This is a genomic window from Streptomyces sp. E2N166 (assembly GCF_003671715.1).
In the GTDB taxonomy this organism is placed as follows: Bacteria; Actinomycetota; Actinomycetes; order Streptomycetales; family Streptomycetaceae; genus Streptomyces; species Streptomyces thinghirensis.
Window position 1 is genome coordinate 2,013,773 of record NZ_RAIF01000032.1, and the last position, 11,001, is coordinate 2,024,773.

12 protein-coding genes and 1 pseudogene are annotated in these 11,001 nt (G+C 71.7%); 7 read left to right on the forward strand and 6 right to left on the reverse strand.

Going from position 1 to position 11,001, the window contains the following annotated elements; translation table 11 throughout:
* Window positions 1-167: 167 nt before the first annotated feature.
* Together EBH09_RS36265 and EBH09_RS36270 are read left to right on the forward strand one after the other, a co-directional pair.
* The gene (locus EBH09_RS36265; RefSeq protein WP_121750982.1) at window positions 168-1,238 is read left to right on the forward strand and encodes a zinc-dependent alcohol dehydrogenase family protein; all 1,071 of its coding nucleotides are present in this window, start codon (window positions 168-170) and stop codon (window positions 1,236-1,238) included.
* A 177-nt stretch (window positions 1,239-1,415) separates the two neighbouring features.
* Window positions 1,416-1,856: a pyridoxamine 5'-phosphate oxidase family protein gene (locus EBH09_RS36270; RefSeq protein ID WP_121750983.1), complete on the forward strand. Its 441-nt coding sequence runs from the start codon at window positions 1,416-1,418 to the stop codon at window positions 1,854-1,856.
* A gap of 106 nt (window positions 1,857-1,962) precedes the next feature.
* Here the strand turns inward: EBH09_RS36270 and EBH09_RS36275 are convergent, their stop codons facing one another.
* The 3 genes and pseudogenes from EBH09_RS36275 to EBH09_RS38250 all read right to left on the reverse strand — a co-directional run.
* Window positions 1,963-2,646 carry a CBS domain-containing protein gene (locus tag EBH09_RS36275; protein ID WP_193776714.1) on the reverse strand — a complete coding sequence of 228 codons (684 nt, stop codon included), beginning with the start codon at window positions 2,644-2,646 and terminating at the stop codon, window positions 1,963-1,965.
* Between the two features lie 34 nt (window positions 2,647-2,680).
* On the reverse strand, window positions 2,681-3,139 hold the full coding sequence (locus tag EBH09_RS36280) for a cyclic nucleotide-binding domain-containing protein (protein ID WP_121750984.1): 459 nt from the start codon (window positions 3,137-3,139) through the stop codon (window positions 2,681-2,683).
* 285 nt (window positions 3,140-3,424) lie between these two features.
* A pseudogene (locus EBH09_RS38250) lies at window positions 3,425-3,935 on the reverse strand (hypothetical protein); the annotation flags it as partial.
* A 241-nt stretch (window positions 3,936-4,176) separates the two neighbouring features.
* Between EBH09_RS38250 and EBH09_RS36290 the strand changes: the two are divergent.
* Both EBH09_RS36290 and EBH09_RS36295 read left to right on the forward strand, forming a co-directional pair.
* Window positions 4,177-4,875, forward strand: coding sequence for a CBS domain-containing protein (locus EBH09_RS36290; protein ID WP_121750985.1), 699 nt, complete (start codon window positions 4,177-4,179; stop codon window positions 4,873-4,875).
* Between the two features lie 196 nt (window positions 4,876-5,071).
* Complete coding sequence (locus EBH09_RS36295) at window positions 5,072-5,995, forward strand: nitroreductase family protein (protein ID WP_121751196.1); 924 nt, start codon at window positions 5,072-5,074, stop codon at window positions 5,993-5,995.
* Window positions 5,996-6,317: 322 nt separating this feature from the next.
* Here the strand turns inward: EBH09_RS36295 and EBH09_RS36300 are convergent, their stop codons facing one another.
* The 3 genes from EBH09_RS36300 to EBH09_RS36310 form a co-directional block, all read right to left on the reverse strand.
* A complete protein-coding gene (locus tag EBH09_RS36300) occupies window positions 6,318-7,493 on the reverse strand; it encodes a cation:proton antiporter (protein ID WP_121750986.1) in 1,176 nt (391 codons plus the stop codon).
* A 4-nt stretch (window positions 7,494-7,497) separates the two neighbouring features.
* On the reverse strand, window positions 7,498-7,977 hold the full coding sequence (locus tag EBH09_RS36305) for a cation:proton antiporter regulatory subunit (RefSeq protein ID WP_121750987.1): 480 nt from the start codon (window positions 7,975-7,977) through the stop codon (window positions 7,498-7,500).
* A gap of 277 nt (window positions 7,978-8,254) precedes the next feature.
* On the reverse strand, window positions 8,255-8,641 hold the full coding sequence (locus EBH09_RS36310) for a DUF302 domain-containing protein (protein ID WP_121751197.1): 387 nt from the start codon (window positions 8,639-8,641) through the stop codon (window positions 8,255-8,257).
* Between the two features lie 162 nt (window positions 8,642-8,803).
* Between EBH09_RS36310 and EBH09_RS36315 the strand changes: the two genes are divergently transcribed.
* The 3 genes from EBH09_RS36315 to EBH09_RS36325 form a co-directional block, all read left to right on the forward strand.
* Window positions 8,804-10,168, forward strand: a complete 1,365-nt coding sequence (locus EBH09_RS36315) for an MBL fold metallo-hydrolase (protein WP_121750988.1) — start codon at window positions 8,804-8,806, stop codon at window positions 10,166-10,168.
* Between the two features lie 32 nt (window positions 10,169-10,200).
* Entirely contained in the window at window positions 10,201-10,566 is a 366-nt protein-coding gene (locus tag EBH09_RS36320; protein ID WP_121750989.1) for a rhodanese-like domain-containing protein, read from the forward strand.
* Window positions 10,563-11,001: sulfite exporter TauE/SafE family protein (locus EBH09_RS36325; protein WP_153182771.1), on the forward strand; the 439-nt coding region annotated here is incomplete at its 3' end. The genes EBH09_RS36320 and EBH09_RS36325, both read left to right, overlap by 4 nt.

An 11,001-nucleotide genomic window follows, 5' to 3' on the forward strand; every position in this document is an offset into this window, starting at 1 on the left:
CGACAGGCGGGGCGCGAGGGCCGACCGGCCCAAGCGCGTGCGTGATCCCCGGGACAGTCTGGAGTTGTGGAGCAATCCCCGCCGTACCGACGGTCGAGGGCCCGCCCGGTGAAGGCCGGACAGCGGGGCTCCGGATGCTCCCGAGCGCAGAGAGGGTGAGCATCGCGATGAAAGGCTACGTGTTCCACGGACCGGGCCGGTCCGCGTGGGAGGACATACCCGACCCGGACCTCAAGGAGCCCACCGACGCCGTGGTCCGGGTCGACGCCGTCACCATCTGTGGGACGGACCTGCACATCCTGAAAGGGGACGTTCCCGAGGTCCGCCCCGGAACCGTCCTCGGCCACGAGGCGGTCGGTGAGATCGTCGAGGTCGGCACGGACGTGCGCACCGTACGTCCTGGAGACCGCGTCCTGGTGTCCTGCATCACCGCCTGCGGAAGGTGCCGCTACTGCCGTGAAGGCGTGTACGGCCAGTGCCTCGGCGGTGGCGGCTGGATCCTCGGTCACATGATCGACGGCACACAGGCGGAGTACGTACGTGTTCCGTACGCGGACCTCTCCGTGCACCTCCTGCCGGGTGCGGTCACCGACCAGGACGCCGTACTTCTGGCCGACATCTTCCCGACGGCCTACGAGGTGGGTGTGCTCAACGGGTGCGTCCGCCCCGGGGACACGGTCGTCGTGGTGGGCGCTGGGCCGATCGGTCTGGCGGCCGTCGCCACGGCACGGCTGTTCGCGCCCGAGCGCATCGTCGCCGTGGACCTGGCCGGCGCTCGGCTGGAGGCCGCCAGGAAACTCGGTGCCGACGCGGTGGCCGACGCCCGGGAGACCCCGGAGCAGTTGGTCGCCGACCTGACCGGGGGACTCGGCGCCGATGTCGTCATCGAGGCTGTGGGAATACCGGAGACGTTCGAGATGTGCACCCGCATGGTGCGCCCGGGCGGGCACGTCGCCAACGTCGGTGTGCACGGCAGGCCGGCGTCCCTGCACCTGGAAGACCTGTGGATCAAGAACGTCACGATCACCACCGGCCTGGTCGACACCCGGTCCACACCCACACTGCTGCGCATGGCCGCGTCCGGACGGCTCCCCACCGCCCAGCTGGTGACCCACACCTTCCCGCTGGAGCGCATGGAAGAGGCGTACGAGGTCTTCGCCGGTGCCGCTGACACCGGGGCGCTGAAGGTGGTCCTCGGCGGTCCGCGCCGGGACGTCGTCGCCCCCGAGCCGCTGTGACACGGCCGGGTCAGGCCAGGCGCGTCCGGCGGTGACCCCGGATGCGCGCCGTCTGAGCGGTCCGAGCCGACCGCCCGGGAGAAGGGACCAGGAGGGAGGGCTCTCGTTCCTGCTTGGCCCGAACAATGAGGAACGAGCCATCCCGTACGAGACCCAGGAGCGAGAGTCGGCGGGCTGATGTACCGCAACGACGGATTCCGGGAACTGAGCCGGCAGGAATGCGTGAGTCGGCTGTCGCAGGCCGATGTTGGCCGTGTCGTCTTCACGCGCGATGCTCTGCCGGCCGTGCTGCCGGTCAACTTCCTGCTGGAGCCGGATGGTGCCGTGCTGCTACGTACCTCGGCATCGTCCGAGATGGTCCACGCCGTCGACGGGGCCGTGGTCGCCTTCGAGGGGGACGACTTCAACGCGGCGGCGCACGCGGGCTGGAGCGTCCTCGTCACCGGGCTCGCCTCCGTGGTGACCGACCCCGCCGATCACGACCGGTTGACGAGGACCGGCCCTCGCTCGTGGGTGGCCTGGCCGGACGAGGTCTTCGTCCGCATCGAGCCCGAACTGGTCACCGGACGCGAACTCCCAGGCGGGCGGACCATGTACGGGCTGCCCCTTGCACCATGAGCGGCGTCGGCGAAGGCCGACGGGTCGGCGCGCGCCGACCATCGGGTACGGGGGTGTGCGACCGGACGCCGAATGCATCCGGCCGCGCACGGCGTAACCGGTCTCGTCAGGGCTGAGTAGTGGTTACGACGGTCTCACGGGGTCCGTCGCGCTCCACCCGGCACTCGACATCGACGACGCCCTCCACGGCGCGGACCAGTCTGATGGTGAGGGGAACGAGGGAGGTGTCACGGAACGGACCGGTGAGCGTGACCACGCCGTCGGAGACGGCCACCCGAATAGGCTGAGTGGGAGCCGTGAAGAGGAACGGCACGATCTCTCGGTCGACCTCCTCGGCGATCTCTTCATCCGGGCGCAGGAACACCCGCAGCAGGTCACCTCGGCTCACGATGCCCTCCAGCAGACCCTCGGAGTTGACCACCGGCAGGCGCTTGACCCTCCGCTGAGCCATGATGCGGGCCGCCTCCGCCAGCGTGGCGTCGGGGTGGACGGTGACGGCCGGTGCGGACATCACGTCGGCGGCCGTCAGCCCGCCTGCCCTGGCCAGGTCGGCCAAGCGGCGCATCTGGGTGAACCGGTCCGGGTCGCTGTCCCGGAACTCCTCCTTGGGCAGCAGATCGGCCTCCGAGACGACGCCGATGACACGGCCCTCGCCCGCCAGCACGGGCAGGGCGCTGACCTTCCACTGTTGCATGAGCGTGACGATGTCCTTGAAGGGTGCGTCGCGGCCCACGGCCACTACGGTGTGCGTCATGACGTCGTTCACGACGTGGGGGCTGCCGTACAGCATGGTGTTCCTCCTCTCGGGGTGCGCGACAGCTGGGTCACAGGAGGCTTCCGCTGCCATGGGGGCCGTACAGGTCGAGCAGCCGGATCCGGGCGGCGTGCAGCCGGTGGGCGACGACGTCGCCGATCCAGGTGGCGACCGCACGGCCGAAAGCCGGGTCCTGGGCGCTCAGGGCGCGCACGGCCTCGGCGTCGAACTCCCAGGCCCGTACCGGGGTCATCGCCTCGGCACCCAGATGCCACACGTAGGGCGGGAAGTGCCAGGACCAGCCGACCAGTTCACCATGGCCCAACGACTCGATGACGGCGGCCCGGCGGCCAGGGACGCGGAGGTCGAGGGCGACGGTGCCGGTGCGAACGATCCAGAACCTGTGAGCACGCCCGCCCTCTTCGAACAGTCGCGTACCTGCCACGAAGGACACCTCGCGGGCGACTCGCATCAGTCGTTCACGGTGCTCGACCGGGAGGCCCGCGGTCAGTGTGGTGGTGGAGGTCATCGTTCCGCTCCCTACTCCTCGGGGCACGCGCTCAGGCAGCGTTCGGCGGTGCCCGCGTCCCGGACGTGAACCGGGTGGCGCGTCCTTCGCTGATTCCAGGCTGGTCCCGTCCGGAGACGGAAGCCAGGGGCTGTCCGGGCCCGATCGCCGGCCGTTCGGCCTTGACGTACCCCGGTGAACTCCCTTTCGCCCGGCCCCGGAGCCACGCCGACGACGCACAGCCGCACAGGGTTGTCCGTCGCTGACGGGATGCCGCCCCGACACGGCCGCGACGGCGTGTCCGGTTCACCTGCTGTCGCTCGTTCCGGCCCCGTCCAGCGCGGCCCGCCCGGCCTCCAGCCGTGCCACCGGGACCCGGAACGGCGCGTAGTCGGGGCCGGTGGTGTGGAAGAAGTGCACCGACTCCCGGTCCCCGCCGTGTTCGCCGCGCACTCCGGTCTCCAGTGAGTCGCGGACTGCCCGGCCCTCGGCGCCCCCGGAAGTTCGATCATGGTGCCGACCGGGCAGGCCCCGGGGACGCCTGACGTTGCTGACACCTCGGCCAGGACGCGGTCCAGTTCCTCGCGTACCAATCGGAACCCGGTGACGTCGCCGACCGAGCGGGACCGTGATCTCCGCTCGGTCGAGCACCCGGTCGCGGTCCGTGTCCGTTCCCGCCAGGGTCATCCGCTCGACGAGCCGGCGCCACTCGCCCAGGCACATGTGCTCGGTGCGGCACCGGCCGATACCCCGGGCGTCGAACCGACAGGCGCGCGGCGCCCTCGTGAGTGTCGGCGTTGGCCCTGACCTTCAGCCGCCCGCACCGCGTCCGCGCGGTCGGGGCGCTGCCGCGTACCGACCACCTCCGATCCGTCCAGCGACGGAGCAGGCGAGGCTTGTCGCCGGTGAGGGTCACGACGACCCGACCGGCTGTGCCGCCCTCGACGGGGCGGGAAGGACGGCCCCGCGGAACGGACCGTTCGGCCCAAGCCGCCGCAGGCTGGACAGGCCGATCCTGGTCACGTGGAGAACGCCGCCCATATGTGCGGGAGGAAGCGATGTACGGCTCCGTCTACACCGTGAGTGACGTCATGACCCGTTCCGTGGTGGCGCTGGCCGCCGGGGCGGGGTTCAAGGACATCGTGCGGACCATGCGAACGCGGCGGATGAGTGCGCTCCCCGTCATCGATGCGGGGAACCGGGTGGTCGGCGTCGTCTCCGAGGCCGACCTGCTGCGCAAGGAGGAGTTCCGCGACAGCGACCAGGACGTGCACCCGAGGACCGGGCCCGTCGCGGCTCACGACAAGGCGCGAGGGGTGACGGCGACGGATCTGATGACGTCCCCCGCCATCACGGTGGGCCCCGACGAGACCCTGGCCGGGGCTGCTCGTGTCATGGCGCGGCGTGGGATCAAACGCCTGCCCGTCGTCGACGCCGACGGCGTGCTGCGGGGGATCGTGAGTCGTGGCGATCTGCTCAGGGTCTTCCTCCGGCCCGACCCGGAGATCGCTGAGGAGGTCCGGCACGAGGTCGTCGGCGGCCGCCTTCCGGACGGCATCGGTCCGGTCCGGGTCGAGGTCCATGAGGGCGTGGTCACACTGGCCGGACGGGTCCGCGACACGTCGGTCGTCCCGCTGGTGGAACGGCTGGTGCGCTCGGTCGAGGGCGTGGTCGACGTCCGCTGTGAGCTGGCCGGGCCCCGCCACCGGCCGGCGCTCGAGCCCGACCTGGCGGCCGATCGGCCGAGCGGGCCGTGACACCGACCCGTGACGGGGCCAGCAGGCAGCGACGGTGGCGGTGCCAGTCGCACCCGCGGAGGCAGTGGCGGCCGGGCGCCTAGCAAGATAGCGCCCGGTGACGAACGGACTGAGGAGATGGATACCGGTGAACGTTCGACCACCATCCGACGAACACGTGATCAGTCTGGTCGGTGACGCTGTCGCCGCGCCCTCGATGCACAACGCGCAACCGTGGCGTTTCCGCTATGTGCGTCAGACGCGTACGTTCGAGCTGTACGCCGACTTCGACCGCGCCATGCCGTACTCCGACCCACGCGCCCGCGGCCTGCACATCGGCTGCGGCGCCGCCCTGCTGAACCTGCGGGTAGCCGCGGCCCACGGCGGCCGGCACACGGAAACGCGGCTGCTGCCCCGCTCCGAAGATCCGGCATTCCTCGCGACCGTGCGGCTGACCGGCCCGGGAGGCGGCGACAGCGACCTCGCCGCGCTGCATCCGGCCATCACCGAGCGGCACAGCAGCCGTTTCCCGTTCGAGGAGCAGCGCATCCCTGACGACCTGCGCGGCGCGCTGGTCGAGGCCGCCCGTCGCGAAGGTACCACGCTGGCCTTCCCCGCCCCCTGGCATCTGCAGCACGTGCTGGATCTCGTGCGGGAGGCCGAGGCACGCGGTCTCACCGACCGCGCGTCGGAGCGGGAACTGGCGGAGTGGACCCGCACCGACTCTCCGTCGGTCAACTGTACGGACGACGGCGTCCCGGACTACGCCTTCGGCCCCGTCAGAAGCGGGGGCCGGGCGCCCCTGCGGGACTTCGCGGGCACACGCCGCGTGGCGGGAAGAGGCACCGCGGTCTTCGAACCGGCACCCCAGCTCGCCTGCGTCAGCACGACTCACGACCGCCCGGAGGACTGGCTGCGGGCCGGCCAGGCCATGGAACGTGTCCTGCTGCTGGCCACAGCCGAAGGTCTGGTCGCTTCCCTCGCCACACAACCCCTCGAACGCCCGGACCTACGATGGCTCCTGCGCGATCCGACATCCGGCGCCGGCCACCCGCAGATGCTGCTGCGACTGGGATACGGTCCCAAAGGGCCTCGGACACCACGGCGCCCGGTGTCCGATGTGCTCGACGTGCGGCCCTGAGCCCTCCAGGGGGGAAGTGCGGGACCCGGAGACGGACGGGGCTGCCGATCGCGGAGGGCCGGCACGGTGGAGCAGAGAGCCGCCCACTTCTTGCGACCCTCGGGACATCGTTGCGTGGTCTTCCCGCTGGTCCGTGTCCTTCGGTGTGCGTCTTCACAGCCGGTGGTGCCCTTCGGCCAGTCACGCAGACTCCGCGGTGGTGCTTCGGCGCGGCGCACTGGCGGCGGACGCCGATCGGCGGCGCCGAGCGTAGTCCGGGCCGTGACCCGCCATCGGAGGGCTGACCGAGTCCGGGAACCTGCGGTTCGGCGGGCGGGGGCCGTCACCCGACCGGTGTGCCACGCTCCGGTGAGCGCTCCGCGGCCGGTGGGCGTCCTCCCGCAAGGCGAGTGAGGGCGGGGCCGCTCACGGCGAGCAGGAGGACGTAGGCGGCCACCAGGGCGGTGAGCCGGTCCTGGCGTGTGCCCATCAGCCCGATGATGACTATGGAGAACTCGCCGCGGGCGATGAGCGCGGTCCCCGCCCGCAGCCGTCCCCGGCGTCCCGCGCCCTCGCGGCGTGCCGCGTACCAGCCGGACGCCAGTTTGGTCACGGCGGTGACCGCGGCCAGGAGGAGGGCCACGGGGAGCACCGGGAGCAGGGCGTCCGGGCGGATGGACAGGCCGATGGCCAGGAAGAAGACCGCCGCGAACAGGTCTCGCAGAGGGCTCAGCACCTTTCGCGCCCGGTCCGCCGCCTCGCCCGTGAGCGACAGCCCGATCAGGAAGGCGCCGACCGCGGCCGAGACGTGGACTGCCTCGGCCAGAGCGGCCACGATCAGTGTCGCGCCGAGGACCCGCAGCAGTAATTGCTCGGCGTCCGGATGCGACAGCAGCCGTCCCAGGTGATGTCCCCACCGGTAGGACAGGGTCAGGGCGGTCACCACGGCGCCCAGGGCCAGCAGTACTCCCAGCAGCGCCTGCTGCCAGGTGCCGCCGGCGGCGACGACGGCGAGCAGCGGAAGATACGCGGCCATCGCGAAGTCCTCCAGTACCAGCACGGACAGCACCGCCGGGGTCTCCCGGTTGCTCATCCTGCGCAGGTCGCCCAGGAGCCGGGCGATGATGCCCGAGGAGGAGATGTAGGTCACGCCGGCGAGCGCAAGAATCCCCGCGGTGTCCAGCCCGAGGAGCCATCCGGCCACCGCCCCGGGAACCGCGTTCAGCACGAGGTCGACCATCGCCGAAGGGAGGTGGCGGTGCAGACTGACCGTGAATTCCGGCACCGTGAACTCGAGGCCCAGTACCAGGAGCAGGAGGACCACTCCGATGCCCGCGCCGGTCTCCACGAACGCGCCGGCCGCGGGCACCGGGGCGACACCTCCCTCACCGAGGGCCAGCCCCGCCAGGAGGTACAGCGGCACCGGGGAAAGCGCCAGACGGCGCGCCAGTGCTCCCAGCAGACTCAGGGCGGCCAGGATGGTGCCCAGCTCGAGGAGCAGGGCGACCGAGATCCGCATCCCCTCAGCCCCGGACGAGCTGTTCCACCGCGGTGATCCCCTCGCGGGTCCCGATCACCACCAGCACATCGCCGGAGCGCAGCACCTCGTCCGGTCCGGGGGAGGGGATGACCTCCTCACCGCGGACAATCGCCACGACCGATGCGCCCGTTCGTGTCCGGGCCCTTGACTCCCCGAGAGGACGACCGGCGAACGGAGTGTCCGCGAGCACCTCGACCTGGCCTGCGCTGAGACCGGGAACCTCTCTGGTCAGATCCGCGAAGCGCTCGGCGATACGCGGAGCGCCCAGGATCTCGGCGAGGACGTCGGCCTCCTCGCCGGTGAGCCGGAACACCGCACCCGCCTGGTCCGGATCCGTGCCGCCGTAGATTGCCAGTTCGAAGTCGCCCGATCGCCTGGCCACCACTCCGATCCTGTCGCCGTCCTGGTTGACGAAGTCGTAGCGCAGCCCTACCCCGGGCAGCAGCACCTCGTTGACGTCCACTCGCACCTTCCCCGTCTGTCCTGGAGTCGTCGTCGCGCGGCGGTCGCTCGGCCGCCGTGCGACAGGTATTCGACACACGTGGGTGCCGGCTCAAGCGCCGTCACCGCGTACGCGAGCGCGTCGGCCACTCTTCCTGCCCCCGGGCACGTCGGTACAGGGCCGAGTGGCCCTGTACCGAGGGCGTGTCGGCCTGCGGCCGTCCAGACCGCGGAACTCACTCCGGGCGGCGAGCGGGGATGTGGCGTCGGCGCGTGTGCGCGGTGCTTCCTGCCCGCGTTCAGGACAGGGTGGCGAGAGCGGCGTCGAGGCGACGGGTGGCTTCCTCGGCGACCGGCCTCATGGCGTCGAGACCGGTCAGGGTGACCATGGTGCCCGGATCGACCGCCTGGACCACCACGTGGTCGTCCTGGGTGCGGACGACCACGTTGCAGGGGAGCAGCAGTCCCACCGAGCGGTCGGCGTCGAGTGCCTGCCGGGCCAGCGGGGGGTTGCAGGCGCCCAGGATCAGGTACCGCTCCATGTCGTGGTTGAGCTTCGTCTTGAGCGTGGCCTGTACGTCGATCTCCGTCAGGACGCCGAATCCCTGGTCGGCGAGGGCCTGGCGCACGGCTGCGACGGCCTCGTCGAAGCCGCTGCGCAGGGTCACGGTGCGGTCGTACGACACGGTCTCCACCTCGTCTCTTCCTTCCGGTGGCGGCATTGCGGCGCGCCTGCCGGGCCGACGCCCGACTGCGGCCACCACCTCTCCGAATATACCCCCGGGGGTAAAGGTGCTAGCGTGGATGCATACCCCCCGGGGTAATTTTCCCTCGAAAGGAGCAACCGCGTGTTCTTCGTCGACACCATCGAGCTGGAAGGGCTCGGCAACCGCAGCTACCTCGCCGGGGGCGAGCGGACGGCGGTGGCCGTGGATCCGCCCCGTGACCTCGACTCCGTCCTGGCCGCCGCGGTCCGGCGCGGTGTGCGGATCACCCACGTGGTGGAGACCCACATCCACAACGACTACGTCACGGGCGGCCTGGAGCTGGCCCGTGTCACCGGTGCCAGGTACCTCGTGCCGGCCGGAGCGCGGGTCGACTTCACGCGGGTGCCGGTCGCCGACGGGGACACTGTCGCCATCGACGACGGCCTCACACTGGCGGCACTGGCGACTCCCGGACACACACCGCACCACACCTCGTACGTGCTGCGTGAACGCGAGCGTGCGGTGGCCGCCTTCACCGGCGGGTCCCTGCTGATCGGCACGGTGGGCCGACCGGACCTGGTCGAGCCCAGGCTCACCGAGCATCTGGCCCGGGCCCAGCACGCCTCGGCCCGCAGGCTCGTCGAGACCTTGCCCGACGAGACCGCGGTGCTTCCCACGCACGGCTTCGGCAGTTTCTGCTCCTCCGCGCAGGCGGACGGCGACGCCACCACCATCGGCGAGGAGAGGACGGCCAACGCGGCTCTGACCATGGACGTGGACACGTTCGTCGCCGAGCTGTTGGCCGGCCTCGATGACGTGCCCGCGTACTACGCGCACATGGGTCCGGCCAACGCCGCAGGGCCCGCGCCGGTCGACCTGACGCCGCCGGCCCCCGCCGATGCCGAGGAGATCGCCGCCCGTCTCGCGGCCGGTGAGTGGGTGGTGGACCTGCGCAACCGGGTGGCGTTCGCGCGCGGACATGTCGCCGGGTCGTTCAACTTCGAGGCCGAAGGCAAGCTCGCCACCTACCTGGCCTGGATGGTCCCCTGGGGCAAGCCCGTCACTCTGCTGGCAGAGTCCGCCGAACAGCTCGCCACCGCCCAGCGCGAACTGGTCCGCGTCGGCATCGACCGTCCGGCGGCCGCCGCGACCGGTGGCCCGGACCGCTGGCTGCGTGACGGTGAAAGCCCCGCCACGTTCCCCCGCTCCACCTTCGCCGGCCTGGCCGAGCAGGAGCCCGGCTCGGTCGTCGTGCTGGACGTGCGGCGTGATTCCGAGCGCGAGGGCGGCTGGATCGAGGGCTCGGTACACCTTCCGATACACGAACTGCACGGCCGCCTCGACGAGATTCCCCGGGGAACGGTGTGGGTGCACTGCGCCGGCGGTATGCGGGCCGCGATCGCGGCATCGCTGCTGGACGCGGCGGGCCGGGATGTGATCGCCGTCGACGACGGCTTCGAAGCGGCCGGCCACGCGGGGCTGCCCCTCGTCCGTCCGCGGGCATGAAGGGGCGCCCAAGCCCGAAAGGAAGGCAAGAGATGTCTGTGTTCAGTCGTGGCGCCCGGCGCCTGACGGTCGACGAGGCCCGCAGCCGAACCGGTGGCGGGCGGTCCGGAGCCGTCCTGCTGGATGTGCGGGACAAGTGGGAGTGGAAGGCCGGTCACGCGCCGGGCGCCCTGAACGTACCGCTGGCCGGGTTCCTGGCGGGCGGCCCGCTGCCGGAAGCCGCGCAGGGCTGCCCGCTGGTGGTGATCTGCCGCAGTGGGAGCCGCTCGCGGCAGGCGGCGGAACTGCTCGCCGAGCGAGGTGCCGACGCGGTCGACGTCGAGGGCGGTATGAAGGCGTGGGCCGCCGCCGGATACCCGGTTGTCGACGAGCGCGGGAACATCGGCTCGATAGCGTGACCGCACTCGTTCTCGCTGTCGTCGCCGGAGCCGTCGTCGGCCTGGCGCTCGGCGCTCTCGGCGGTGGCGGCAGCGTCCTCGCTGTGCCGGCGTTGATCTACCTGCTCGACTTCGCTCCGGACGCGGCCACGACGGCCGCCCTGATCATCGTCACCGCCACCTCCGTGACCGCGCTGGCGGCGCACACCCGGGAGGGGAACGTCGCCTGGCGGACGGGAGGGCTGTTCGCGGCGGCCGGTATCGCCCCGGCCTATCTCACCGGTGCAGTGGTGGGGGACGTACCCGAGGCGGTACTCACCGCGGCGTTCGCGGTCGTCGCCGCGCTGGCGGCGCTGCGCATGCTGCGCCCCTCCCGTGCCGAACCCCCAGGCGGCGTTCGGCCCGTGCGGGCGGCCGGGGCGGGCGCCGGGCTCGGAGCGGTGACCGGCTTCCTCG